This is a genomic window from Sphingomonas sp. 8AM (assembly GCF_902506455.1).
Taxonomy (GTDB): domain Bacteria; phylum Pseudomonadota; class Alphaproteobacteria; order Sphingomonadales; family Sphingomonadaceae; genus Sphingomonas.
Genome location: NZ_LR733844.1, coordinates 1,715,086 through 1,739,758, shown reverse-complemented (window position 1 = coordinate 1,739,758; position 24,673 = coordinate 1,715,086). Strand labels below are relative to the sequence as shown.

The 24,673-nt window shown below is 67.0% G+C and carries 20 protein-coding genes and 1 pseudogene; 13 read left to right on the top strand and 8 right to left on the bottom strand.

Annotated elements, in window-relative coordinates; genetic code table 11:
- The first annotated feature begins 71 nt into the window (after positions 1–71).
- The gene (alaS, locus tag BACI71_RS08230) at positions 72–2,735 is read left to right on the top strand and encodes an alanine--tRNA ligase (RefSeq protein ID WP_159757418.1); all 2,664 of its coding nucleotides are present in this window, start codon (positions 72–74) and stop codon (positions 2,733–2,735) included.
- A gap of 311 nt (positions 2,736–3,046) precedes the next feature.
- On the opposite strand, the gene BACI71_RS08225 is transcribed toward alaS, so the two are convergent.
- Positions 3,047–3,712, bottom strand: coding sequence for a hypothetical protein (locus BACI71_RS08225; protein ID WP_201297333.1), 666 nt, complete (start codon positions 3,710–3,712; stop codon positions 3,047–3,049).
- 159 nt (positions 3,713–3,871) lie between these two features.
- On the opposite strand from BACI71_RS08225, the gene radA reads away from it, so the two are divergent.
- The 5 genes from radA (at position 3,872) to BACI71_RS08200 (ending at position 8,469) form a co-directional block, all read left to right on the top strand.
- The gene (gene radA, locus BACI71_RS08220) at positions 3,872–5,239 is read left to right on the top strand and encodes a DNA repair protein RadA (protein WP_159757415.1); all 1,368 of its coding nucleotides are present in this window, start codon (positions 3,872–3,874) and stop codon (positions 5,237–5,239) included.
- A gap of 152 nt (positions 5,240–5,391) precedes the next feature.
- A complete protein-coding gene (locus BACI71_RS08215; RefSeq protein ID WP_159757412.1) occupies positions 5,392–5,946 on the top strand; it encodes a CvpA family protein in 555 nt (184 codons plus the stop codon).
- Positions 5,943–6,377, top strand: coding sequence for an iron-sulfur cluster assembly scaffold protein (locus BACI71_RS08210; RefSeq protein ID WP_159757409.1), 435 nt, complete (start codon positions 5,943–5,945; stop codon positions 6,375–6,377). The genes BACI71_RS08215 and BACI71_RS08210 overlap by 4 nt, the downstream gene beginning before the upstream one ends.
- Entirely contained in the window at positions 6,377–8,140 is a 1,764-nt protein-coding gene (locus tag BACI71_RS08205) for a cation:proton antiporter domain-containing protein (RefSeq protein ID WP_159757406.1), read from the top strand. The genes BACI71_RS08210 and BACI71_RS08205 overlap by 1 nt, the downstream gene beginning before the upstream one ends.
- The gene (locus tag BACI71_RS08200; RefSeq protein ID WP_159757403.1) at positions 8,137–8,469 is read left to right on the top strand and encodes a DUF423 domain-containing protein; all 333 of its coding nucleotides are present in this window, start codon (positions 8,137–8,139) and stop codon (positions 8,467–8,469) included. Before BACI71_RS08205 ends, BACI71_RS08200 begins: the two co-directional genes overlap by 4 nt.
- A gap of 4 nt (positions 8,470–8,473) precedes the next feature.
- Here the strand turns inward: BACI71_RS08200 and BACI71_RS08195 are convergent, their stop codons facing one another.
- A complete protein-coding gene (locus BACI71_RS08195) occupies positions 8,474–9,886 on the bottom strand; it encodes an MFS transporter (RefSeq protein WP_159757400.1) in 1,413 nt (470 codons plus the stop codon).
- Between the two features lie 86 nt (positions 9,887–9,972).
- Here BACI71_RS08195 and BACI71_RS08190 point away from each other — a divergent pair, with 86 nt between their 5' ends.
- Together BACI71_RS08190 and BACI71_RS08185 are read left to right on the top strand one after the other, a co-directional pair.
- The gene (locus tag BACI71_RS08190; RefSeq protein WP_159757397.1) at positions 9,973–12,075 is read left to right on the top strand and encodes a prolyl oligopeptidase family serine peptidase; all 2,103 of its coding nucleotides are present in this window, start codon (positions 9,973–9,975) and stop codon (positions 12,073–12,075) included.
- A 76-nt stretch (positions 12,076–12,151) separates the two neighbouring features.
- Positions 12,152–12,493, top strand: a complete 342-nt coding sequence (locus tag BACI71_RS08185; RefSeq protein ID WP_159757394.1) for a hypothetical protein — start codon at positions 12,152–12,154, stop codon at positions 12,491–12,493.
- Between the two features lie 40 nt (positions 12,494–12,533).
- Here BACI71_RS08185 and BACI71_RS08180 read toward each other — a convergent pair whose 3' ends face one another.
- Together BACI71_RS08180 and BACI71_RS18255 are read right to left on the bottom strand one after the other, a co-directional pair.
- Positions 12,534–14,168 carry an inorganic phosphate transporter gene (locus BACI71_RS08180; RefSeq protein WP_159757391.1) on the bottom strand — a complete coding sequence of 545 codons (1,635 nt, stop codon included), beginning with the start codon at positions 14,166–14,168 and terminating at the stop codon, positions 12,534–12,536.
- A 263-nt stretch (positions 14,169–14,431) separates the two neighbouring features.
- A pseudogene (locus BACI71_RS18255) lies at positions 14,432–14,629 on the bottom strand (GFA family protein); the annotation flags it as partial.
- A 162-nt stretch (positions 14,630–14,791) separates the two neighbouring features.
- On the opposite strand from BACI71_RS18255, the gene BACI71_RS08170 reads away from it, so the two are divergent.
- From BACI71_RS08170 to BACI71_RS08160, 3 genes are all read left to right on the top strand, one after another.
- Positions 14,792–17,110 carry an ATP-dependent helicase gene (locus tag BACI71_RS08170; RefSeq protein ID WP_443018500.1) on the top strand — a complete coding sequence of 773 codons (2,319 nt, stop codon included), beginning with the start codon at positions 14,792–14,794 and terminating at the stop codon, positions 17,108–17,110.
- A 52-nt stretch (positions 17,111–17,162) separates the two neighbouring features.
- A complete protein-coding gene (locus BACI71_RS08165; RefSeq protein WP_201297332.1) occupies positions 17,163–17,768 on the top strand; it encodes a DUF5872 domain-containing protein in 606 nt (201 codons plus the stop codon).
- Positions 17,769–17,870: 102 nt separating this feature from the next.
- Positions 17,871–19,163, top strand: a complete 1,293-nt coding sequence (locus tag BACI71_RS08160) for an MFS transporter (RefSeq protein WP_159757381.1) — start codon at positions 17,871–17,873, stop codon at positions 19,161–19,163.
- Positions 19,164–19,166: 3 nt separating this feature from the next.
- Here BACI71_RS08160 and rsmD read toward each other — a convergent pair whose 3' ends face one another.
- Together rsmD and BACI71_RS08150 are read right to left on the bottom strand one after the other, a co-directional pair.
- Entirely contained in the window at positions 19,167–19,706 is a 540-nt protein-coding gene (gene rsmD, locus BACI71_RS08155; protein ID WP_159757378.1) for a 16S rRNA (guanine(966)-N(2))-methyltransferase RsmD, read from the bottom strand.
- The gene (locus tag BACI71_RS08150) at positions 19,703–20,812 is read right to left on the bottom strand and encodes a pseudouridine synthase (protein ID WP_201297331.1); all 1,110 of its coding nucleotides are present in this window, start codon (positions 20,810–20,812) and stop codon (positions 19,703–19,705) included. The genes rsmD and BACI71_RS08150 overlap by 4 nt, the downstream gene beginning before the upstream one ends.
- A gap of 137 nt (positions 20,813–20,949) precedes the next feature.
- Between BACI71_RS08150 and BACI71_RS08145 the strand changes: the two genes are divergently transcribed.
- Both BACI71_RS08145 and BACI71_RS08140 read left to right on the top strand, forming a co-directional pair.
- Positions 20,950–21,399 carry a response regulator gene (locus tag BACI71_RS08145; protein WP_159757375.1) on the top strand — a complete coding sequence of 150 codons (450 nt, stop codon included), beginning with the start codon at positions 20,950–20,952 and terminating at the stop codon, positions 21,397–21,399.
- A 49-nt stretch (positions 21,400–21,448) separates the two neighbouring features.
- On the top strand, positions 21,449–22,783 hold the full coding sequence (locus BACI71_RS08140) for an AmpG family muropeptide MFS transporter (RefSeq protein WP_159757372.1): 1,335 nt from the start codon (positions 21,449–21,451) through the stop codon (positions 22,781–22,783).
- Position 22,784: 1 nt separating this feature from the next.
- On the opposite strand, the gene BACI71_RS08135 is transcribed toward BACI71_RS08140, so the two are convergent.
- Positions 22,785–23,222, bottom strand: coding sequence for a DUF6628 family protein (locus tag BACI71_RS08135; protein WP_159757369.1), 438 nt, complete (start codon positions 23,220–23,222; stop codon positions 22,785–22,787).
- 70 nt (positions 23,223–23,292) lie between these two features.
- Entirely contained in the window at positions 23,293–24,651 is a 1,359-nt protein-coding gene (locus BACI71_RS08130) for a bifunctional folylpolyglutamate synthase/dihydrofolate synthase (RefSeq protein ID WP_159757366.1), read from the bottom strand.
- Positions 24,652–24,673: the final 22 nt, after the last annotated feature.

Sequence of the window (24,673 nt, the reverse complement as noted above, 5' to 3'; positions counted from 1 at the left end):
CCGCATGCGATGAACAGAAGCGCACACCGGGGCTCTAGGCAGCGCGACGTTCGCGGATTAAGTCGGGCGCCATGACCGCTACCAACGACATCCGCCGCTCGTTCCTCGACTATTTCGGCTCGGCCGGGCACCAGATCGTGCCCTCGGCGCCGCTGGTGCCGCAGAATGATCCGACGCTGATGTTCGTCAACGCGGGCATGGTGCCGTTCAAGAACGTGTTCACCGGGCTGGAGACGCGCCCGTACAGCACAGCGACCTCGTCGCAGAAATGCGTCCGCGCCGGCGGCAAGCACAACGATCTCGACAATGTCGGCTATACCGCGCGTCACCACACCTTCTTCGAGATGCTGGGCAATTTCAGCTTCGGCGACTACTTCAAGGAACAGGCGATTACCCACGCCTGGACGCTCCTCACCAAGGAATGGGGCCTGCCCGCCGACAGGCTGACCGCCACCGTCTTCCACACCGACGATCAGGCGTTCGATCTGTGGAAGAAGATCGCCGGCCTCCCCGATCACCGCATCATCCGCATCCCCACCAAGGACAATTTCTGGGCGATGGGGTCGGACGGGCCGTGCGGGCCGTGCTCGGAAATCTTCTACGACCACGGCGAGCATATTGCCGGCGGCCCGCCGGGCAGCCCCGACGAGGATGGCGACCGCTTCGTCGAGATCTGGAATCTCGTCTTCATGCAGCATGTGCAGGAGGCCGATGCGATCGTCGGCGATCTGCCGCGCCCGTCGATCGACACCGGCATGGGGCTGGAGCGCGTGGCGGCGGTGCTGCAGGGCGTTACCGACAATTATGATACCGACACGTTCAAGGCACTGATCGCCGCCTCCGGCGCGCTGACCCACACGCACACCGCCGGCGACAATCAGGCGAGCCACCGCGTGATCGCCGATCACCTGCGCTGTTCGGGTTTCCTCGTCGCCGACGGCGTGCTGCCCGCCAACGAAGGCCGCGGCTATGTCCTGCGCCGGATCATGCGCCGCGCGATGCGGCACGCCCATCTGCTCGGCGCCAAGGAGCCGTTGATGCACCGCCTCGTGCCGGCGCTCGTCGCCGAGATGGGCGTCGCCTATCCGGAACTGATCCGTGCGCAACCATTGATCGAGGCGACGCTGCGCCAGGAAGAAACGCGCTTTCGCCAGACGCTCGACAAGGGCCTGCGGCTGCTCGACGATGCGACGACGGGGATGAGGCCCGGCGACACGCTGTCCGGCGACACCGCCTTCCGCCTCTACGACACCTATGGCTTCCCCTACGACCTGACCGAGGACGCGCTGCGCGCGCAGGACTTCAAGGTCGATCGTACCGGCTTCGACGCCGCGATGGCCGAGCAGAAGCGCGCCGCGCGCGCGGCATGGAAGGGCTCGGGCGCGAAAGCGTCGGACGAGCTGTGGTTCGATCTGGTCGAGGAAGTCGGCGCAACGGAGTTTACCGGCTATAGCAGCGACGTCGGCGAAGGCGTGGTGCTTGCGCTGATCAAGGATGGCACGCGCGTCGATCACGCCGGCATCGGCGATACGGTCGACGTGATCGTCAACCAGACGCCTTTCTATGGCGAGAGCGGCGGGCAGGTCGGCGATGCCGGGCTCATCAGCAGCGACAATGGCGTGCGCGCTGATGTTGCCGAAACCTCTAAGCAGCTCGGCAAATTGTTCGTCCACCATGCGACGATCGCCGCGGGTGAGCTGAAAGTCGGCGATACCGTCAAGCTGGCGATCGACGTCGCGCGCCGCGCGGCGATCCGCGCCAATCACTCCGCCACGCACCTGTTGCACGAGGCGCTGCGCCAGAAGATCGGCACGCATGTCGCGCAAAAGGGCTCGCTGGTCGCGCCCGAACGGCTGCGCTTTGACGTGTCGCACAACAGCGCGATGACGTCTGAGGAACTCGCCGAGGCCGAGCGCGCTGTCAACGCGCAGATCCGCCGCAACGGCAGCGTCGAGACGCGGTTGATGACCCCCGACGAGGCGATTGCCGAAGGCGCGATGGCGCTGTTCGGCGAGAAGTACGGCGACGAGGTGCGCGTCGTGTCGATGGGCGCCGAGGACGACGGGAAAACCTATTCGATCGAGCTGTGCGGCGGCACGCACGTCCGCGCGCTCGGCGACATCGGTGTGTTCAAGATCGTCGGCGAAAGCGCGGTGTCCTCCGGGGTCCGCCGCGTCGAGGCGCTGACCGGCGAGGCCGCGCGGCAATGGCTCAACGCGCGCGACGAGAAGCTGCGCGAGGCCGCGGCGACGCTCAAGGCGTCACCCGACGAAGTGCCCGCGCGCGTCGCGGCGCTGGTCGAGGATCGCCGCCGGCTGGAGCGTGAACTGGCCGAGGCAAAGAAGGCACTGGCACTCGGCGGCGGCAGCGGCGGTGCGGCTGCTGGCCCGGAGACGGTCGGCGGCGTCGGCTTTGTCGGTCAGGTGCTCGACGGCTTCGAGGCCAAGGGGCTGCGCGGCGCGGTCGACGAAGCCAAGGCGCGCGTCGGCTCCGGGGTCGCCGCGCTGGTCGCGGTCAATGACGGTCGCGCGTCGGTTGCGGTCGGTGTGACCGGCGATCTCGTGGGTAAGATCAGCGCGGTCGAGCTGCTGCGTCAGGCGGTGGCGGTGCTCGGCGGGCAGGGCGGTGGCGGCCGCCCTGACATGGCGCAGGGCGGCGGGCCCGACGGCGACAAGGCCGCCGACGCGATCGCGGCGATCCGCGCGGCGCTGGAAGCGCGCACCGTCGCCGCCTGAGGCGACGTCGCCCACTTTCGGCTACGTCGCTCCCGGACCTGATCCGGGGCCCCGCTTTCACCGTCATTGCGAGCGTAGCGAAGCAATCCAGGGCGTCCTGATCCGGCTCTGGATTGCTTCGCTGCGCTCGCAATGACGGTGGGGCGAATTGACGTTCGGCCCACAAGCCCCCGTCACACGCTCGACTCAAGATCCCGCTTCTTTCCCCCTCCGAAACACAAAAACAAAACGCCGCCCGCGCCTGACCGCACGGACGGCGTCTCGCCGGGAAAGCGGCGGGGCCGACGCCCCGCCACCTCCTAGCCCAGCACTCAGCGCGGCTTGCGCTTGGACTTGGCCGGCGCTGCGGTTTCGGTCGTCGGAGCTGCCGCAGTATCGGTCGTCGCTGCCGTCGCATCCGCGGTGGCACCCGCCGTCGCGCTCGCACCGGCTGTCGGCGCCGCCGCCGACATCGCGGCCTTGAGCTGCGCCGCGGTCATGCCGAGCAGGATGCCCTGCGGCCCCGGCCCGAAGCCGGTTACCGGCAACACCGCGTCACCTTCGGTGGTGGTCAGCGTCACGCCGCTGGCGTCAACCGACTTGATCGTGCCCAGCTGCGAACCGCCAGTGCCATAGACGGTCGCGCCGGGCACCAGCTTTGACTTGAACTCGGCGGAGGCCTGCGCCTGCTGCTGACCTGCGGCCGCTTCAAGCTGCGCCTTGGTCATCGCCAGCACCGGTCCCTGTGCGCCGGCGCCGAGCGAGGTCAGCGGGATCGCTGCCTTGACCGTGCCGGTGTTGACGACCGCGTTGGTGCCGTCGGTGGACTCGACGGTTCCGACGACCCCGCCCGACGTGTCATAGACGGTCGCACCGGTGGTCACCGCTGCGCCCGCCGCCGGGGCGGTCTGGCCCGCTGCCGGCGTCTGCGCCTGTGCCAGGGCAACGCCCGGGATCAATGCGGCAGAAGCCAAAGCGAGGATGGCGAAATGCTTCACGAGGAACTCCTTTACTCGTTGGCAAGAAACTTGGTCGGGACCAAACGGTCGTTCCCGGGCAGGGTTCCGAATGTGTAACAACCTGCCTTGCCCTGCGATGAACGTCTTGTTCATCGCAAGCGTGTTCCCTGATCGTTCCTGATGCGCTAGGGGCGAACGATGGCGAAGGTTCAGAAGAGATTTGTCTGCCAGTCGTGCGGCTCGGTCAGTCATCGCTGGCAGGGACAATGTGCTGATTGTTCGGAGTGGAACACGCTGGTCGAGGAAGCGCCGCTCAATGCCACGCCATTTCAGGCGAAGCACAATCTGCAGGGCGGCGGGAGGATGATCGCGATGACCGCGCTCGATGCGGAATCCGTCCTTCCTGATCGGCTGCCCTTCGGGATTGCCGAGTTCGATCGCGCGCTGGGAGGTGGGCTGGTGGCGGGCTCGGCAACGCTGATCGGCGGCGATCCGGGGATCGGCAAGTCGACCCTGCTGTTGCAGGCCGCGGCGGCGTTGGCACGCGCTGGTCATGATGTCGCTTATGTTTCCGGCGAGGAGGCGGCCGATCAGGTGCGGCTGCGTGCACAACGGCTGGGGCTCGGCGACGCACCTGTGCGGCTCGCGGCGGCAACATCCACGCGCGATATCCTCACGACCTTGGGTCAAGGCACGCCGCCGCGCCTGGTGGTGATCGACTCGATCCAGACGATGCACTCCGACCTTATCGAGGGCGCGCCGGGCACGGTCAGTCAGGTGCGCGCGACCGCACAGGAGCTGATCCGCTTCGCCAAGGAGCGCGGCACCGCGGTCGTGCTCGTCGGGCATGTCACCAAGGACGGATCGATCGCCGGCCCGCGCGTGCTCGAACATATGGTGGACACCGTGCTCAGCTTCGAGGGCGAGCGCAGCCATCAATATCGCATCTTGCGCAGCCTAAAGAACCGCTTTGGCGGTACCGACGAGATCGGCGTGTTTGCGATGGCGGGGGACGGGCTGGTCGAGGTGTCGAATCCTTCGGCCTTGTTCCTGACGCAGCGTGAGGAGGGCGTGACCGGCGCGACGGTGTTCCCGGCGCTGGAGGGCACGCGCCCGGTACTGGTCGAGATCCAGGCGTTGGTGGTGCGTGTCGCGAGCGGGGCGACCCCACGCCGCTCGGTGGTCGGCTGGGATGCGGCGCGGCTGGCAATGATCCTCGCGGTGCTGGAGGCGCGCTGCGGGCTCAGCTTCTCGACCTGCGAGGTCTATCTGAATGTCGCGGGCGGCTATCGCATTCAGGATCCGGCCGCCGACCTCGCAGTTGCCGCGGCGCTGGTTTCGGGGCTCAGCGAGCGCCCGGTGCCCGCCGACGCGGTCGCGTTCGGCGAGATCGCGCTGTCGGGGGAATTGCGCCCGGTCGCGCATGCCCCGTTGCGGCTGAAGGAAGCTGCCAAGCTCGGCTTCGAGCGCGCGTTGCTGCCGGCGGCGGTCGAGCGCGGGGCGATGCGGCAATCGGCCTTCCGGACGCTGGGACAGTTCGTCGATCATTTGCTCGGACGCGGCTGAGCCGGGCTGTCCTACAGCGTCCAACATCGGGCAGGCTGGCAGACCGACGGAGCCAGTGCGTTCGCGCGGCCGGCGCCGCGACCGCCGTTTTGCGTAACCTTCGCCAACATCGGGCCCTAGCCGATTGCGGGATCGCGCCATAAGGAGGGGGCATGAACCTCGAACCGCTCGACATCGCCGTCCTCGTGCTCGTCGCGCTGACCGCGTTCGGCGGGGCGCGGCGCGGGTTCGTCGGCGAGGTGCTGGCGCTGTTTGCGTGGGTGGCGATGATCTTTGCGCTCAAGATCTTCCATCTGCCGCTGTCGAAGGCACTTGCCGGGTCGATCGCGAGCGTCTCGGGCGCAGCGGTGCTGGCGTTCGTGGTCCTGACCGGCGGCACCTATCTGGTCAGCCGATTGATCATCAGCGCGATTTCGGCAAGGACCCGCACGTCGGTGCTGGGGCCGATCGACCGCGCGCTCGGCTTCGGCTTCGGCGCACTGAAGGGACTGATTCTCGCCAGCCTGGCGTTCCTCTTCCTCGTCCTCATGCTCGACCTGACCGGCGGCGGGCCGACGCGGCGCCCGGCCTGGCTGAAGAACGCCCGCACCTTCCCACTGCTGGTGGCGACCAGCGGCGCGATCGCCGACTTCGTTGATCGCCGGCGCAAGGGGCAGCCGGTGTTCGGCCCGCGCACCTCTTCCCGCTCCAGTGACGGACGTTCATGAGCCTCGATCTTTACACCCCTGATGTCAGTGCGCTGGCGATCGGCAATCCGTATCCGGAGCGTCTCGTCGACCCGCATGGCTCGGCCGAACGCCGCTCGCCGATCTGCGGCAGCCGCGTGACGATCGACGTCCGGCTGGGCGAGGACGGGCGGGTCGACGCGCTCGGCACGCAGGTGCGCGCCTGTCTGCTCGGTCAGGCGTCCTCAACGCTGCTGGCGCGTCACGCGCTCGGCCGCTCGCCCGAGGAACTGGCGGCGGCCCGCGACGCCCTCGCGCACTGGCTGGCGGGTACCGGCGACGTGCCGGTCTGGCCCGGAATCGACATCTTCACCCCGGGCCTGAAACTCACCGCCCGCCACCCGTCGATTCGCCTCGCCTTCGAGGCGGCTGCGGAGGCCGCCGAACAGGCACGCGCCGCGAGGAGCAGCTGATGGAGCACGCCGACGTCTCGATGATTCGCGACGGAACGATCCTGCTCGGCACCGGACTGGTGTTCGTGCTGCTGTTCCGGCGCCTCGGCCTTGGTGCGACGCTGGGCTTCCTCGTCGCCGGCGCGGTGGTAGGTCCGCACCTGCTCGGGCTGGTCGGCGATGCCGAGGCGAAGCTGGGATTTGCCGAACTGGGCATCACCCTGCTGCTGTTCATCGTCGGGCTCGAGCTGAGCCCACAGCGGCTGTGGCGGCTGAAACAGGATATCTTCGGGCTCGGGCTCATCCAGGTTGTCGCATGTGGTATCGCGCTGGCCGCAATCCTTGCGCTGGCGGCGCGATTCTCGCTCGCCGCTGCGCTCGCGGTCGGGATGCCGCTTGCGCTGTCGTCGACCGCGCAGGTGCTGCCGATGCTGCAATCCTCGGGGCGGCTCCGTACCCCGTTCGGCGAGCGTGCCTTCTCGATCCTGTTGTTCCAGGATCTGTCGATCATCCCGATGATCACGATCATCGCCGCGATGAGCCGCAACCCGGCCGGCGCGACCGGACCGGAAGGCTGGCTGCTCGGCGTCTATACGGTGCTGGCGATCGGCGGGCTCGTCGCCGCGGGGCGCTTCGTCATGCGGCCGCTGTTCCGGCTGATCGGTCACCTCGGCGAACGCGAGATGTTCGTGTTTGCCGCGCTGTTCACCGTGATCGCCGCCGCGGCGGTCATGGAGCGGCTCGGTCTGTCGACCGCGCTCGGCGCGTTCGTGGCAGGGGTGATGCTCGCGGACAGCCCCTACCGGCACGAGCTGGAAACGGACGTCGAGCCGTTCCGCGCTATCCTGCTCGGACTGTTCTTCCTCGCGGTCGGCATGATGCTCAACCTTGGCGCGATCGCCGAGCGGCCGCTGTTCGTGATCGCGACGGCCGCGGCGCTGATCGCGAGCAAGGCAGCGATCATTACCGTGCTCGGGCTGGCGTTCCGCATGGGCTGGCGCCAGGCGCTGGCGCTCGGCCTGCTGCTCAGCCAGGGCGGCGAGTTCGGGTTCGTGCTGCTTGCGCAGGCGCAACAGGCGCTGTTGATCGCTCCCGATGCCGCCAGCCTGTTCGGTGCGATCATCACGCTGTCGATGGCGACGACGCCGTTCCTGATGATGTTCACGCGCCGCTTCCGCGAGCAGCCGATCGCGGCGGAGACTGATCGGGACGGGCCGCGCGCGGACGGCGCGAACGCAATCATTGTCGGCTACGGTCGCTTCGGTCAGACGGTCGGCCAGATGCTGATGGCGCAGGACATTCCCGTCACGCTGATCGACACCGACATCGAGATGATCGACATCGCGGGTGAACTCGGCTCCAAAGTCTATTATGGCGACGGCACGCGGCTCGATCTGTTGCGGCAGGCGGGCGCGGCCGAGGCCGAGCTGATCCTGTTCTGCATGGACGGTGACCAATTGTCGCTCGAACAACTGGAAGCGGTACACGAGGCATTCCCGAACGCCGCGCTTTATGTCCGTGCCTACGATCGCCGCGCGCTGGTCAAACTAAAGAACGGCCCGGCGCGGGCGGTGGTTCGCGAAGTGCTCGAGTCTGCGGTGAAGATGGCGCGGCTCGCGATGGGCCACCTCGGCATCGCACCGGGCGAGGTGGACCGGGCCGAGCAGATGTATCGCGCCAGTGACAAGGAACGGCTGCGTATCCAGATCGAGGCGGTCGACCAGCGCACCGCGCGCGCGATGATCGCCGAGCAGCATCCATGGGGCGGGGGAGAGCGGTCATGAACCTGATCGTCATGCTGGCGGCGCTGTCAGGCGCAATCGCGGTCGGCGCGGGGGCGTTCGGGGCGCATGGCGCTTCGGGCGCAGCGATCGAGTGGCTGAAGACCGGTGCGCATTACCAGCTCGTCCATGCGCTGGCAGCGATGCTTGCGGTGCGCATGGAAGCGCAGGGACCAGCATGGCTGTTCATCGCCGGGGGGGCGGTATTTGCCGGTACATTGTACCTGATGGCGCTCGGCCTGCCGCGTTGGCTGGGGGCGGTGACGCCGATCGGCGGCGCCTTGCTGATCGCGGGCTGGCTGTGGCTGGCGTGGACCGCTGCGCGCGGCTGACGGTTCACCGGAGCGCAGCGGCCGGCTGAACCTCCTCGACCTCACCGCGCTCGGGGTCGCGGATCGATGGACGCAGCCGGGCGAGGCTGCACACCCCCGCGACGACCGCCAGCGCTGCGGCAACCATCGGCGGCACCGGCCCGGCGCCCACTTCCAGCGCGAGTAGCGCGGCGACGACGGTTGCGCCCGTGGTCTGCCCGACGAGCCGGACGGTGCTGACGAGGCCGCCCGCCGCCGCCGCCCGGTCGCGCGGTGCCGAGCCGATGATAAGCCGCGCGTTTGGGGGAAGAAAGGTTCCGAACCCCGCGCCGCACAGCGACATGCGCCACGCGATATCGAACCAGGTTGGATCGGCGGGCATGAAGGAGAGCAGCAGCAGCGCCGTCGTCGAGATCGCCATGCCGATCCCGCCGAGCAGACCCGCGGGCACGCGATCCGACAGCCAGCCCATTAAGGGCGCGACGATCATGTTCGTCAGCGGCCAGGGTGCGATCACGGCGCCCACTGCCGCAGCGGTCATGCCGTAGCTGTGCGTCAGCCGGAATGGCGTCGACAGCAGCAGTGTCATCGACGCAGTAAACGCGGTGAACCCGCCGATCGTCGACAGCGCGATCACGGGGCGCGACAAGAGATCGACCGGCAGGATCGGCTGCGCCGCGCCCCGTTCGCGGCGGATGTAAAATCGCCCGATCGCCACGCCTAGCGCAACGATCGCAAGCGAGATGACCGGGCTGTCGCCATGCACCGCGCTTTCGGCGCCGCCGATGATAAGCCCGAACATCGCCGCGCACATCACCGCGCCGGTTACGTCGAATGGACGATCGCGCGGCGCCGGGTCGGGCAGCGCGCGGCCGAGCAGCAGCGACGCGATGGCGAAAGGGATCGCGCTGGCGAACACCCATGGCCACGGCGCGACCGACAGCACCAGCCCGCCGACGGTGGGCGCCGCGGCCGCCGAGGAGGCGACCACCACCGAGTTGATCCCCAAGCTGCGGCCGAGCTGCGCCGTCGGATAGGTTTGCCGGATCAGCGCCGACGCCACCGCCAGCGCACCGGCCGCACCGACCGCCTGCACTGCCCGCACCAGGAGCAGAAAGGGAAGGCTTCTGGCGAAAAAGCACAGCAGGGTCGCGACCATGAAGACCAGCTGCCCGAGCTGGTACATCCGCTTCAGCCCGATCCGCTCGCCCAGTCCGGCAAACGGCAGCATCAGCATGACGAGCATCAGCTGATAGATTGTGACGATCGCGACTACGGACGACGACCCGACATGCAGATCGCGCGCGATCGTCGGCAGCGCGACGTTGGCGACGCCGCCATCGATGATGACGAGCGCCGTGCCGAACGACAGCGCGCCGATCGCCGCATACCGTCGCGGCAGGGGAAGGCCGTCGGCGGCCGGTCGCATTTCGGTCATGGTGCGGCCGACGACGCGTCGGGGGCGGGGTTGTTCCCGCCGCGATGGTAACGCACAAGACTATCATAACGAACGGAGTGAGCGGCATGGCGCGTAAGCGGATCGGTTGGTGGCTGGCAGGTGCGGCGTTGACGCTGGCCGCTGGCGCGGCATGGGCGCAGCGCGGGGTGGGTGCCGATCCCTATGTCTGGCTGGAAGACAAGGACGGTGCGCGTGCGCAGGCATGGGTCGCGGCCGAGAATGCCCGTACGTTGCCGCGCCTGCAGAGCGATCCCCGCTACGCACGATTCCATGCCGAAGCGGTGGCGATAGCTGCGGCGAAGGACCGCATTCCGATGCCGACGCAGCTATATGGCCGTATCTACAATTTCTGGCGCGATGCCGATCATCCGCAGGGCATCTGGCGATGGACCAACGCGGCCGATTACGCCCAGCCCCAGCCGAGGTGGACGACGGTTCTCGATCTGGACGCGCTCTCCAAGGCGGAGGGCAAGAAATGGGTCTGGAAGGGTGCGACCTGTCTTCAGCCCGAGGAACGGTTGTGCTTGGTCGCGCTGTCCGAGGGTGGCGAGGACGCGATCAGCTATCGCGAATTTGATCTTGCGAACGGCCAGTTCGTCGCGGGCGGCTTTTCCTTGAGCAAGTCCAAACAGGGTGCCAGCTGGCTCGACAAAGACACGCTGCTGGTCAGTCGCGACTGGGGCGCAGGCACGATGACCGCGTCGAGCTATCCATTCGTGGTCAAGATGGTGAGGCGTCGCCAACCATTGAGCGCGGCGACCGAGGTCTTCCGCGGCCAGCCGAGCGACCAGCTCGGCACCTATGCCAGTGTGATCACTGATGGTCAGGGTCATCGGCTGGTCGCGATCACGCGGCGTACGACCTTCTTCGGCGGTGAGACCCATGTCTGGACGCCGGCGGGGACGCGCAGGCTCGACGTGCCGGCGCGAACCTTCCCGGAGGGCATGGTCCACGGGCAGGTGCTGTTCCGCACTAGCGACGCATGGGGCAAGGTGCCAGCGGGGGCGATCGCCTCCGTGCCGCTCGCCGATGTCGAGAAGGGCACGCTAAATCCAACGATCGTGTTTGCGCCCGATCCGCGCCAGTCGGTCGACGAGGTGGTGACGACCCGGGATCGGCTGGTACTGATCTATAACGACAATGTCCGCGGGCGGGCAGCGGTCTACACGCCGGGTGAGGATGGCTGGACAACGCGAGCGATCGTGTTGCCTGACAACGCCGCGCTGGGGGTGGCGAGCGCCGACGACAAAAGCGATCATGCCTATGTCACAGTCACCGGCTTCCTGACGCCGACGACCCTGCTGCCGCTCGATGCGGCGACGGCGACCGCAGGGCCGGCGGTGAAGACATTGCCGGCCAAATTCGACGCCACGGGGCTGGTCGTCGAACAGCATCAGGCGACCTCGACCGATGGCACCAAGGTGCCCTATTTCATCGTCCACAAGCAGGGCATTTCCCGCGACGGTAGCACCCCGACGATCATGACCGCCTATGGTGGCTTCGAACTGCCGATGCTGCCAAGCTATTCCGCGATCACCGGGAAGCTGTGGCTGGAGCAGGGCGGGTCCTATGTCCTCGCCAATATTCGTGGCGGGGGTGAGTTCGGCCCGGCGTGGCACGATGCCGGGCGCAAGACCAAGCGGCAGGTGATCTACGACGACTTTGCGGCGGTCGCCAAGGACCTGATCGCGCGGCGCTTCACCAGTGCGGCGAAACTCGGGATCTACGGTGGATCGAACGGCGGCCTGTTGATGGGAGTTGAGTTCAACCAGCATCCCGAGCTGTGGAGGGCGGTGACGATCCAGGTGCCGTTGCTCGACATGCTCCGCTACGAACAGATCGCTGCCGGCGCGTCGTGGGTCGACGAATACGGGTCGGTGACGGTGCCGGAGGAGCGGGCGTTCCTGCGGCGCATTTCGCCGTACCACAACATCCGCCGCGGGGTGGCCTATCCCGAACCTTATATCTGGACGACGACGAAGGACGATCGTGTGGGGCCGCAGCACGCCCGCAAGTTCGCCGCGCGGCTCAAGGAATATGGCCTGCCTTATCTCTTCTACGAGGATACGGCCGGCGGTCACTCGGGGGATGCGGATATCGAACAGGGCGCGCGGCTGCAGGCACTGCAGATGACCTATTTTGCGCAAAAGCTGATCGGGCCGCGCTGAGCGTCCCGACGCGGAACGCAGCGTTTCCTCAGGCTGATCTTGCTGCGCTGCGGCGAGATCGGCTATGGGGCCCGCAATGAGTGCCGAACCCGACAGCCGGCCCGCGCCGGCGGTGCCCGATACCGTTCCCGTCGTCTTCGAGGCGATCGTCAAAATGCAGGCGATCGCTGCGATGTACAATCGCGGCAGCGTGACACTGGCACCGCACATCCTCTACACCAAACATGGCGAGATCTATCTCGATGCCCTGACGCTGGAGCGTGACGGTCAGCCGCCGAAGGAGCCGAAGATTGGCGCCTTCAAGCTCGCCGGTTTGTCGGCACTGCGCATCACGCCGCGGCGGTTCAAGCCCAGCGAGTTGTTTGTACCCGGCGAAGAGCGCTACGCCGGGGTGACATTGCTGTCGGTCGAACTCTGATCCTCGCGATCGGGGGCTTCGCGATCGGGACCGGCGCTGTTCAGAGGCCAGCGGTCCTGACAACCGTCAGCAGCAGCCAGTAAAGCCCGCCGGAGAGCAGCATCGCCACCGGCAAGGTCATCAGCCAGGCGGCGGCGAGCTGGACGAGGGTGCGGCGTTGCAGACCATGCCCGCTCGCCACCGAGGCGCCGGCGACCCCGGACGACAGGATATGGGTCGTCGAGACCGGCAGGCCGAACCGATCCGCCGCAAGGATCGTCCCGGCCGCAACAAGCTCGGCCGACGCCCCCATGCCGTAGGTCATGTGCTGCTTGCCGATGCGCTCGCCGACCGTCACGACGATCCGCTTCCAGCCGACCATCGTGCCGAGCCCGAGCGCCAGCGCCACCGCGATTTTCACCCACAGCGGGATGTAGCGCGTACCGCGCTCCAGACGGGTACGATAGTCGACGAGCACCGCCTTCTCGCCCTCCGTCAACCCGTTCTTCTCCGCTGCAGCGATCATCCGCGTCGTGTCCATGACGAGATACATATCGTTGCGGATGTTGGGGGCGGCGCTGGCGGGCACTTGCCCGAGCGAGCCATAACTGGCGACGCGGTGCGCCAGATCGTCGGAGACGGCGATCACCGCACCATAAGTCTGCCCGTTGAGCACCTCACGCTTCTTCAGCGCTCCGCGCAGGACCGCGCGTGCGCGCGCCGCATCGACCATCGTGGCACCGTGTCGGCTCAGCGTCGCGCGAGCGTCGGCAGCGCTGCTCACGAAGGCGGGGGTCTCGCTGGCGGGCAGCGTACGATTGAGGGCGTAAGCGGTCGGGGCGCAGCCGATCAGGATCAGCATGATCAGTCCCATGCCCTTCTGCCCGTCGTTCGACCCGTGACTGAACGACACTGCCGTACAGGTGAAGATAAGTAACGCGCGAATGCCGCGCGGCGGCGGCGTGTCGCCCTCTGGCGGCGTCATCAGCTCAGGGTTCTGCGAAAGTCGACGGATGACCAGCAGCAGCAAGGCGGCGGCAGCGAACCCGATCAGCGGCGCCATCCACAGTCCGGTCATGACCTTCGTCGCCTGCGCCCAATCGACCCCCGATGTGCCGCCACCCTCGCTGGTGAGCAACTGGTTGGCCAGACCGACGCCGAGCACCGACCCGATCAGCGTGTGGCTGGAGCTGTTGGGCAGGCCGACATACCAGGTCGCGAGGTTCCACAGCACCGCGGCGAAAAGCAGCGCGAAGATCATCGCGAAGCCTGCTCCCGATCCGACGTTCAGGATCAGATCGACTGGCAGCAAGGTGATGATCGAGTAGGCGACGGCGCCGGAGGACAGCATCACGCCCAGAAAGTTGAAGAACCCCGACCAGATCACGGCTACCTGCGCGGGCAGGGCGTTGGTGTAGATGACGGTCGCGACCGCATTGGCGGTATCGTGAAAGCCGTTGACGAATTCGAACCCGAGCGCGATCAGCAGCGCGAGTCCGAGGAACGCGAATGCGCCCAATGCAAGCTGCTCGCCGACCTGCTGGGTGTCGATCAGGATGCTGATCCCGGCATAGCCGAAGCCCAGCAGAACCACAGCCAGGAACGCTAGCCGGGCGACGGGATGAGCCGCACCGTCGAACGAGCGGGTCGTCGCGGGCGAGGGCGAAGGTGACGCCTCAAGGACATTGGATGCCATGATGAGTCGCGCTGTCGGCGCGTAGCGTGACAGTTTGATGACCGACGATCGATCGTCACCTCCCGGGGCTATTAAAGTGGATCATCCCCCGCCCAGGTGGGTGGCGACCACGGGCAGCAATGCGACGTCGTCGAGTCACGCCAACCGCTGCTTGCACATGATCTGCCCGTCGGGCGCATGTTCTTCCGGCGCGTCGAGCGTACTGGTCTGGCTGTCGACCAATCCCGGCAAAACGGCGTTCCGCACCGCGGGCAGAATTCGCGCCCGCCATGTTCGGAAGAAGCATAAGTCTGCACTGTGTCGGTCATCGTCACCTGATCGGCGCGGAACGCCATCCAGCCGACGAGCGGGGCGCCGGACCAGCGCCGGCAATCGGTACAATGGCACGACGCGTGGTGCTCGGTCGAACCATCCGCGGTGTACCGGACTGCACTGCAATGACATTGCCCGCTCACCGTCATGGCGCACTCCCGCTGCCGTTGTCGTAATGTTCTATATGTTGCAACGATCGAGCGAAAGAACCGGTGGGCCGACAAGGCGGCCTACCCGGCCTACCGGTCGGCGATGCATGCGCGCTGAAATGTAACGCCGTTTCGCTTGCTCGCGGCGCGCTCGTTCCCTACCTGTTCGGGGTGACCGATCTTACCGCCGCTACGCAGGACCCGCCCTATCTGGCCGGCCTCAATCCGCCGCAACGCGACGCCGTGCTGACCACCGACGGACCCGTGCTGGTGCTGGCCGGGGCAGGAACGGGGAAGACCGCGGCACTGACCGCGCGGCTGGCGCACCTGCTCTGGACCCGCCGCGCCTATCCGTCCGAAATCCTGTCGGTGACCTTCACGAACAAGGCTGCGCGCGAGATGCGCGACCGCGTCGGTCGGCTGGTCGGCGATGCCGTGGAGGGGATGCCGTGGCTTGGCACCTTCCATGCGATCGGCGCGAAGATGCTGCGCCGCCATGCCGAATTGGTGGGGCTGCAGAGCAATTTCACGATCCTCGACACTGACGATCAGCTGCGGTTGCTCAAACAACTCGTTCTCGCCGCGGACATCGACGAGAAGCGCTTCCCGGCGCGGTCGCTTGCGGGGCTGATTGACGAGTGGAAAAACAAGGGCCTAGTTCCCGCCGACGTCGACGCCGCTGAGAGCGAGCGCTACGCCAACGGCCGCGGTGGCGAATTGTATCAGCAGTATCAAGAGCGGTTGAAGGCGGTGAACGCGTGCGACTTCGGCGACCTGCTATTGCATGTCCTGACGATCCTGAAGCGCGAGCGCAGCGTGCTCGATCAGTACCAGCAACGCTTTCGCTACATCATGGTCGACGAATACCAGGACACCAATTCGGTTCAGTATCTGTGGCTGCGGCTGCTGGCACAGGAGCGGCGTAACATCTGCTGCGTCGGCGACGATGATCAGTCGATCTATTCGTGGCGTGGGGCACAGGTAGAAAACATTCTGAAGTTCGAGAAGGACTTTCCCGGTGCCAAGGTGATCCGCCTCGAGCAGAACTATCGCTCGACCCCGCACATCCTCGGCGCTGCCTCGGGCGTGATCGCGAACAATGGCGGGCGTCTCGGCAAGGAATTGTGGACCGAGCTGGATGCCGGCGAGAAGGTACGCGTGCTCGGCGTATGGGACGGTCCGGAGGAGGCGCGGCGCGTCGGTGACGAGATCGAGACGGTGCAGCGCGGCGGAAAGAGTCTCGACGATGTCGCGATCCTGGTCCGTGCGCAGCATCAGACCCGCGAGTTCGAGGATCGTTTCATCGCGATCGGGCTGCCGTATCGGATCGTCGGAGGATTCCGCTTCTACGAGCGCGCGGAGATCCGGGACGCGCTGGCGTATTTGCGTGTCGTCAACCAGCCGGCCGACGACCTGGCGTTCGAGCGGATCGTCAACACGCCCAAACGCGGTCTTGGCGACAAGGCGATCGCCAAGCTGCACCAGCTCGCGCGGGCCGATGGGCTGCCGCTGTCAATCGCAGCCGCGCGCATTCTCGATACCGACGAATTGACCCCGCAGGCGCGCAAGGCGCTCGGACGGTTCGTCGGCGATGTCGCGCGGTGGCGCGATATGGCACGCGACCTCCCGCATCCCGAACTGGCGCGGCAAATCCTCGACGAAAGCGGCTATACCGCAATGTATCAGGCGGAGAAGTCGACCGAGGCGGCGGGACGGCTGGAGAACCTCACCGAGCTGGTGCGCGCGATGGAAGAATATGAAAGCCTCGGCGCATTCCTCGAACACGTCAGCCTCGTCATGGACAATGAAGCGACGCGCGAGGATCCCAAGGTGACGATCATGACGATCCACGCTGCCAAGGGGTTGGAATTCGACACGGTTTTTCTTGCCGGCTGGGAGGAGGGGCTTTTTCCTTCCCAGCGTTCGCTCGACGAGGGCGGGACACGCTCGCTGGAGGAAGAGCGACGGCTGGCCTATGTCGCGATCACCCGTGCACGGCGGCTGGCAACGATCCTTCATGCGGCGAACCGCCGCATCTATGGGCAGTGGACCAGTTCGATTCCCTCGCGCTTCGTGGGCGAACTGCCGCCGCAGCATATCGAGAGCGAGACGAGCATGTCGGGGGGCGAAAGCCTGTGGCGCGCCAACTGGTCAGAGCGGGCGGACCCGTTTGCCGATGTGGCGCGTGGCACCGGACGCGGGCCCGGCTGGCAGCGCGCGGCCGGGACGCTTGGTGCGAAGCCGGGCGGCGAATGGTCGAGCCGCACCTTCACGCGTGAGCCGGTGCGAGTCGTCGAGAGTCGCGCGTCGGCGGTAAGCCTCGGCAACAAGGGACGCGATGACCTGATCGTCGGGCAGCGCGTGTTCCACCAGAAATTCGGTTACGGCGCGATCGCCGAGATCGAGGGGAACAAGCTGGAAATCGACTTCGAACAGGCCGGGCGAAAGCGGGTGATGGATAGCTTCGTCTCCGCCAGTTGAGCGATGCGACTTACTACCGGAGCGGCGGGTTGAAGCGGTTGGAGGTGCGTCAATGTCCGATACTGCTGAGAAATCCGATCCTGCGCTTTGGGACAAGGTAAAGGACGAGGTTACCGCCGGCGCGAAGGGCGGCCGGAAAGGGCAGTGGTCGGCGCGCAAGGCGCAACTGGCGGTCGCCGAGTACAAGAAGCGCGGCGGCGGCTACAAGGGCAGCAAGGACGCCGACAATTCGCTGCACCAATGGACCGAGGAGGATTGGAGTACCAAGTCGGGCGAGCGAAGCGAGGACACTGGCGAGCGCTATCTGCCGAAAAAGGCGCTCGCGGGGCTGTCTGACGAGGAATATGCGCGTACCACCGCGAAGAAGCGCGCCGACAAGAGGAAGGGAAAACAGTTTTCGGCACAGCCGCACGAGCTTGCGACGAAAATCGCTGCTGCCCGCGACCCTCGCACCCGAGACCAGCTTTACGCAGAAGCGCGGGATCGCAGGGCGATCAACGATGACCAAGGCGCAACTCCACGCGGCGCTGTCGGGCTAGCCCGAAAAATCGGGGCGACCCTAACGGGTCGCCCCGTAGTTCAGGGAATGGCCGGGCGAGGGGGATTGCCCGGCGATATGCGATGCGCACCCAACGGGGCACCGCACAAGTCTCTGTAACGCGACAACATTGCTGTCATGTGTCTTTGAAGCCCGTTTTCGTGACTGCAACGACATATATTTGTGCGTTGACGCGGGAGCGGGGCTGCGTGGAAAGGGGACATGGACGTTTCCTCCTCCGCCGCCACCGTTCAGCCGGGCGCCTCACACCGCCGCATCCTGCTCGCCAGCCTCGTCGGCACATCGGTAGAGTTTTACGACTTTTACATCTACGCAACAGCTGCCTCACTGGTCTTCGGCCCGCTCTTCTTCCCGGCAGGTGACCCGTCGGCGCAGCTACTCGCGGCTTATGCAAGCCTGGCGGTGGCTTTTTTCGCGCGACCGGTCGGCGCCTGGGCGTTCGGCCATTATGGCGATCGGATCGGGCGCAAGTCGACGCTGGTCGTAAGCCTGATGCTCATGGGCGGGTCGACGCTCGCCATTGCCTTCCTTCCGACCTACGCGCAGGCCGGCTATCTCGCCCCGCTGCTCCTCTGCCTGTTGCGATTCGGGCAAGGCTTCGGCCTCGGGGGTGAATGGGGCGGGGCGGCGTTGCTGGCGGTCGAGAATGCACCGCCAGGCTGGCAAGGGCGTTACGGCATGGTGCCACAACTCGGCGCACCGGTCGGCTTCGTTGCCGCCAACGGCTTGTTCCTGCTTCTCGGGTTAGTGATGAGCGCGGAGGATTTCGTGGCCTGGGGCTGGCGAGTGCCGTTCGTGCTGTCAATTGTGCTCGTCGGGGTCGGTTTATGGGTGCGACTGAAGATTGCCGAGACGCCCGCGTTTGCGCGCGTGCTCGAGGAAGGCCCGCCGCCGGCGGTGCCGATGGGTGAATTGCTGCGCGATCACTGGCGTGCCGCGCTGGGTGGGACCGCGGGTGCGATCGCGTGCTTTGCCGTCTATTATATCGCGACTGCGTTCGCGCTTGGCTACGCCACGACGCGGCTGGGGATCGCCCGGCCGACGATCCTGTCGATGCAGCTCGGGGCGATCCTCTTCATGGCGGCCGGCATTGTGCTGTCGGGAATCTGGGCCGACCGGCGCGACGCGCGGCATGTGCTGACCTGGGGGTGCGTGTTCGCGGTGGTGGCGGGCTTCGTGCTGGCGCCGGGGCTCGGCTCGGGGTCGCCGCCCTTGATGTTCGCCAGTCTGGCGATAGCGTTGTTTGCCATGGGGTTCGTCTATGGCCCGCTAGGCGCGTGGCTGCCGGGGCTCTTCCCCGCACGGGTGCGCTACACCGGCGTCAGCCTCGCCTTCAACATGGCGGGCATCATCGGCGGCGGGCTGACACCGGTCGCCGCCGAGACGCTGGCGCGGCACGGCGGCCTGTCGCTGGTCGGCGGCTATCTCGCTGCGATGTCGCTCGTGAGCCTGGTCGCGTTGCTGGCGATGCGTCCCCGCGGCGGCGTCGTCTGACGCTCAGGCGAGCCGCAGCAGCATTAACCGCGCCCGACCATGCGTGCGGTCTGCGTCGACGACGAAGCCGGGCGGCACCTCGCCTTCGGCCTTGGCGGTCTCGATCGACACCCAGGTTGCGGGACCGATCCAGCCAAGTCGCGCCAGCTTGTCGGCGGCGACTGCGCCCGCGGCGGTGGCGTACGGCGGGTCCATCATGACGATGTCCAGCGGCGCGCGCGCGGGTCCGAGCGCCATGACGGAGCCTGGGCGAATGTCCCCGCCGCTGGCGCCAAGTTTCGCGACGTTGGCGCGCAACGCGTCGAGCGCGGCCTTGTCTTGCTCAACGAACAGGCAGGAGGCGGCGCCACGCGACAGCGCCTCCAGGCCAAGTGCGCCCGACCCGGCGAAAAGGTCTGCGCAGGCTAGCCCGTCGAAGCTGCCGACGCGGCTGGCGAGCATCGAGAACAACGCCTCGCGCGTGCGATCCGCGGTCGGGCGGGTGGCGTCGCCTTTCGGCGCGGCGAGCGGTCGGCCGCGCCACTGACCGGCGATAATCCTCATTTGCGGCCCCGCGGCCGGGCGCCGGATTTTGGCTTCGGCTTGGCCCAACCCGGCTGACGCTTGATGCGCTCGGGGCGCGCTGGCGTGAGTGCCTGTTCATCGGGTTTTGGCGCAGTCTCCTTCGCTGCGAGGCGCGAGTCCCGCGGGCCGGCAGCTGCGCGCTTTGCCGGCGCGCGTTCGGGTGTCCGCACTGGCGACGGTGCACCGCCAGCGCGTTGCGGGGCACCAGACCGTACCGGACTGGCTGCGCGCGCACCGCCCGCCGGCCGAGGAACGCCAGCGACTGAACGGCCCGTGGACACCGAGCGTGAGGCAGGAGCGCGGCGGCTCCCTGTCACCGCGACATCGGCGACGGGTGGGCGAAGGCGGGCGGCGGCCTTCAGGGTCTGGCGGAAAGCAATCAGGTCCGCGACCCGGACCTCACCGATGTCACCAACCGGCAGATCGCCGAGCACGAACGGGCCGTAGCGGGTACGGATCAGCCGGCTGACGCGCAGTCCGAGATGTTCGAGCACGCGCCGGACCTCGCGGTTCTTCCCCTCGGTGAGCGTCATCTCGATCCAGACGTTCGCGCCGGTGCGGCGCTCGAGATTGGCGTCGATCGCGCCATATCGCACACCCTCGATCTCGATGCCGTGGATCAACTCCTCGAGTTGCGCCTGGCTGATCTGACCATAAGCCCGGGCGCGGTAGCTGCGTTCGACCCCCGTAGCGGGCAATTCGAGCTGCCGCTTCAACTCGCCGTCCGTGGTGAGAAGCAGTAAACCCTCGGTATTGAGATCGAGTCGACCGACCGGGACCAGCCGCGGCAGGTCCTTGGGCAGCCGGTCGTAGATCGTTGCCCGGCCTGCCGGATCGCGCTCAGCTGTCAGCACACCGGTCGGCTTGTGGAAAAGGAACAAGCGCGTCGGTTCTGCCGCCGCGATGGGCGCGCCGTCCACCGTCACCCCGTCGAGCGACGGGAGAACCGTCGCCGGGGTGTCGAGCACGACGCCATCCTTGGCAACGCGGCCCTCAGCGATCATCCGCTCGACTTCCCGACGGGAGGCCACACCCGCGCGGGCGAGCAGCTTGGCGATGCGGTGCGGGGAACGTTCGTCGGCCATCTTGGTCGCTTAGGGTCTGTGAGCGCCCGCAACAAGGACCGTGATCGTGCGCGGGCGAGCAATTGCGGAAAGAGCCGGGACATTATTCACGTCAGCCGTGTTAGACGAAAGCGGCGAAGCGGGGGTATTGAAGGATCATGTTGTTCGGGCGGAAACAGCGGACGATCGAGAAGTTGCTGGTCGTCGAGGACGAGCCCCTGGTCGCGTTCGATACCGAACATATGCTTGGCACGCAGGGCTTCACCGTCGTAGCGACCGTCGACCGTGTCGCGGACGCCGTCCAGCTGATCGAGAGCGGAGCGGCGATCGATCTGGTGCTGGTCGATGTCAACCTCGCCGATGGCAGCGGTATTGACGTCGCACGGGCCGCGTCTGCGCAGGCCATCCCGGTATTGTTCGTGACCGGTGCATGCCCGGTCGGGGCGGAAGGGGTTGCAGTCGGCTGCCTCGCGAAACCCTATACGTCGCGAGACTTGCTGGGCTCGATCGACGTGATTGAGCTGCGGGCGGGCGGCAAAAAGCCACCGCGAATGCCGCTCGGGTTACGGTTATTCAGCGGGGGATCATCGATGACCGGGCTTACCTGATCGCAATTTCCCGCTAAGCCGAGCACCGAGCTTAGCAAAGGCGATGTGGATGACGGTGCGCACCGACGGACGAACCTGGGTAGATGGTGTGCGACCGTATCTGGAACGCGGGCCGGTAGCGGCGTTCGCCCTGGGCGTATCGTCGGGCTTCCCCTACGCGATGATCGCGGCGACGCTGACCACGCGGCTGGCGCAGAGCGGGATCGACAAGAAAACGGTGACGGCGTTCAGCCTTGCGTTCCTTGTCTACAATATCAAGTTCTTGTGGGCGTGGGTGGTCGATGGCGTGCGGTTGCCGTTGCTCGGCGCCTTGGGGCAGCGGGTGTCGTGGCTGCTCGTCGCAGGAGTGTTGGTGATCGCTGCGGTCGCAAATCTGGCGTTGGTCGATCCGCGGGCGAGCATCGGGGCGACGGTCACGGCCGCGATCCTGGTGGCGGTCGCGGGATCGACGTTCGACGTGGTGATCGACGCCTATCGCATTGAGATACTGGAGCCGCGCCAATTGGGTGTCGGCTCGGGAATGAGTCAATATGGCTGGCGGATCGGCTCAGCGGGCGCGGCGTCGTTGGCGCTGTTCGTGGCCGCGCGGCATGGCTGGACGGCGGCTTATCTGGCGACCGCGGTGCTCGCATTGCCGGCGATGGTCGCAGGTCTGATCGTCGGGGAGCCGCGGCGGCACCGCGAGGTCGAGCCAAAGCGCGGAGCGGGTACGACACTAGCGGCGGTCTGGCGACCATTCGTGCAGTTCTTTGCGCGTCCGGGCGCGTTGGTGGTGCTATTATTCATCCTCATCCACAAGATCGGCGATACGCTGGGCCAGTTGGTGCTCCGTCTGTTGCTCAACGACACCGGTTTCAGCAACGACGAAATCGCATTGTACGACGTCGGGATCGGATTTTGGGCTTATCTGATCGGTATTTTCCTCGGCGGGGTCATGTACGCGCGGCTTGGACTCAAGCGCTCGGTGCTCATCAGCCTCGTGCTGATGGCGGTATCCAACGCCAGCTTTGCGGCACTGGCGGCGGCGGGGCACAGCAACCCCGGGCTCGCCGGTGCGATGACCTTCGAGAATATCGCATCCGGGATCGGCGGGGTGACGGTGGTCGCCTATTTTTCGGCATTGTGCGACCTGCGCTTTACCGCCGCGCAATATGCGCTGATCTCGGCGGCGGCGAGCGTGGTGGGACGGATCATTACCGGCGCGAGTGCGGGCGCGCTGGTCGAGCGGGTCGGCTACGTTAATTTCTATTTGTTGACAGTCGTGCTGGCGCTGCCGGGCGTTGCGTTGTTCTGGTGGATGAGCCGGTCAGGGCTGGTCGACCGCTCGGTCGGCAGCGCCGCCACCGAAGGGCCAGGCGACGCGCGCGACGGCGCCGCCGGCTAGACTAGAGACAGACCGGACGGCCTTCATCGGCGAAGGCGGCGGCGAGCGCGGCAGCGCTGGCCAGCGCGCCGTCGACGTGGCGCTGACCCAACAGATCCTGCATCAGCAGGCGCGCGCCATCGATCCGGGTTTCTACCCGCGCGAGGATCGCGAGCAACACATGCTCCGACGGCGTCATCCGCGCGCAGCAGCACGGAGCGATCGCGATCGGCACGGTCGCATTGCCGGCGAGATCGGCCATCAGCGCGCGCATCAGGAGCAGCGGGCGGCGAAACGCCTCGCCGAAGCTGGTGAAAAAGCCATGAGCGGCACGCGCATCCGCAAGCCCATGTGCGCCCATCCGGCGCATCGCGAACAGGATAACCCGCGCGTTGGGGCAGTCCGGCAGTGGGTGGGGCAAGGCACTAGCGGTTAGAACGGGGGCGGGAAGCTCGGTCATGAACAGGCGACTCCTCTTGCCCACCCAACGTCGCTGATCGGCTATTGCAAGTCAATCTCAGGTTTATGGATCAGTCCGGCACTTCGTCGTTCGCCCTCAACACTTCGCCGGCCAGATAGAGCGATCCGGCGATCAGCACGCCAGCCGGTCGCGGATGCACGACAGCGATTGTGGCCAGGGCTGCGGGAACATTCACCGCGCTCAGGCGGTGTGGCACGCCCAATTCAGCGGCGACGCGCAGCAGGTCGGCAGGCGCGTGGCAGGCGTGGCCGGGAACGGGTACCGCGATCAGCGTGCCCACTGCATTGGCGAACGGCGCGAGGAACCCGGCCGCGTCCTTGTTCGCAAGCATCCCGACGATCACGGTCAGCGACCGCGTGCAAGGGTCGCCGAGATGATGCGGCAGCGCGGCGGCCACGGCCCGCCCGGCTGAGGCGTTGTGCCCGCCATCGAGCCAGACCGGCACGTCGGAGAGCGGCGCGATCAACGGCCCCGGCGACAGGCGTTGCAGGCGCGCTGGCCAGCGGGTCGTTACGGACGACGCAGCGAGCGTACCGGCCGGCACCGACAGTGTCGATTGGTGTCGGATCATCGCGGCCGCCAGCGCCAAGTTGGCGCCCTGATGCGCGCCGGGCATCGACGGCGAGGGCAGGTCGAGCGACCCATTCCGGTCGTCGTAATGAAGTCGATCGTCGACAGCGGCGTAGTGCCACGCCTCTCCCTGCGAAAAAAACGACGCGCCACGCGCCGTCGCGACGTGCGCAACCTTCGCGGCGATGGCGGAGGGATAGGCCATCGTCACCAGCGGCACACCGGGCTTGGCGATGCCCGCCTTTTCCGCGGCGATCTGCTCGAGCGTGTCGCCGAGAAACGCCTGATGATCGATCCCGAGCGCCGCGATTCCGCACGCCACCGGCGCTGGCAGCACGTTGGTGGCGTCGAGCCGGCCGCCGAGACCCACCTCGATCACACAGGCGTCACCCGGCGTGCGCGCGAAGGCGAGAAAGGCGGCAGCGGTGGTGATCTCGAAGAAGCTGGCGCCGATCCCATCGGCATGATCGAGCACCTCGCTGAGCAGCGCCGCCAGCGCGGCATCGTCGATCAGCCGCCCCGCCAGCCGGATTCGCTCGTTGAAGCGGACCAGATGCGGGCTGGAGTAGACATGGACCCGGTGCCCCGCCGCCTCCAGCGCGCCGCGCAGGAACGCGCAGGTCGACCCCTTGCCGTTGGTACCGGCGACATGGAAGACCGGCGGGAGTGCGCGATGTGGATCGCCCAGCCGCGCCAGCAACCGCGTGATCCGGTCGAGCCCGAGCACGTCAGCGCCCGGCGACAGCGACCACAGCCGGTCAAGCTGCGCCTGAACGGCGGCGTCGGTGGAGACGGCGTGGTCGGCTGTCACCGGTGGTGTGGTCGGGGCGTGATCCATCCAGCTTGATCTACCTGCTGTC

Excerpts from the sequence above, each read along its gene's own strand:
- radA (WP_159757415.1), top strand. The coding sequence starts at position 3,872 with ATGGCGAAGGTTCAGAAGAGATTTGTCTGCCAGTCGTGCGGCTCGGTC.
- BACI71_RS08145 (WP_159757375.1), top strand. The coding sequence starts at position 20,950 with ATGTTGTTCGGGCGGAAACAGCGGACGATCGAGAAGTTGCTGGTCGTC.
- BACI71_RS08150 (WP_201297331.1), bottom strand. The coding sequence starts at position 20,812 with ATGGCCGACGAACGTTCCCCGCACCGCATCGCCAAGCTGCTCGCCCGC.
- BACI71_RS08135 (WP_159757369.1), bottom strand. The coding sequence starts at position 23,222 with ATGACCGAGCTTCCCGCCCCCGTTCTAACCGCTAGTGCCTTGCCCCAC.
- rsmD (WP_159757378.1), bottom strand. The coding sequence starts at position 19,706 with ATGAGGATTATCGCCGGTCAGTGGCGCGGCCGACCGCTCGCCGCGCCG.
- BACI71_RS08190 (WP_159757397.1), top strand. The coding sequence starts at position 9,973 with ATGGCGCGTAAGCGGATCGGTTGGTGGCTGGCAGGTGCGGCGTTGACG.
- BACI71_RS08160 (WP_159757381.1), top strand. The coding sequence starts at position 17,871 with ATGGACGTTTCCTCCTCCGCCGCCACCGTTCAGCCGGGCGCCTCACAC.
- BACI71_RS08195 (WP_159757400.1), bottom strand. The coding sequence starts at position 9,886 with ATGACCGAAATGCGACCGGCCGCCGACGGCCTTCCCCTGCCGCGACGG.
- BACI71_RS08130 (WP_159757366.1), bottom strand. The coding sequence starts at position 24,651 with ATGGATCACGCCCCGACCACACCACCGGTGACAGCCGACCACGCCGTC.
- BACI71_RS08185 (WP_159757394.1), top strand. The coding sequence starts at position 12,152 with ATGAGTGCCGAACCCGACAGCCGGCCCGCGCCGGCGGTGCCCGATACC.
- BACI71_RS08215 (WP_159757412.1), top strand. The coding sequence starts at position 5,392 with ATGAACCTCGAACCGCTCGACATCGCCGTCCTCGTGCTCGTCGCGCTG.
- BACI71_RS08165 (WP_201297332.1), top strand. The coding sequence starts at position 17,163 with ATGTCCGATACTGCTGAGAAATCCGATCCTGCGCTTTGGGACAAGGTA.
- BACI71_RS08210 (WP_159757409.1), top strand. The coding sequence starts at position 5,943 with ATGAGCCTCGATCTTTACACCCCTGATGTCAGTGCGCTGGCGATCGGC.
- alaS (WP_159757418.1), top strand. The coding sequence starts at position 72 with ATGACCGCTACCAACGACATCCGCCGCTCGTTCCTCGACTATTTCGGC.
- BACI71_RS08140 (WP_159757372.1), top strand. The coding sequence starts at position 21,449 with ATGACGGTGCGCACCGACGGACGAACCTGGGTAGATGGTGTGCGACCG.
- BACI71_RS08200 (WP_159757403.1), top strand. The coding sequence starts at position 8,137 with ATGAACCTGATCGTCATGCTGGCGGCGCTGTCAGGCGCAATCGCGGTC.
- BACI71_RS08205 (WP_159757406.1), top strand. The coding sequence starts at position 6,377 with ATGGAGCACGCCGACGTCTCGATGATTCGCGACGGAACGATCCTGCTC.
- BACI71_RS08180 (WP_159757391.1), bottom strand. The coding sequence starts at position 14,168 with ATGGCATCCAATGTCCTTGAGGCGTCACCTTCGCCCTCGCCCGCGACG.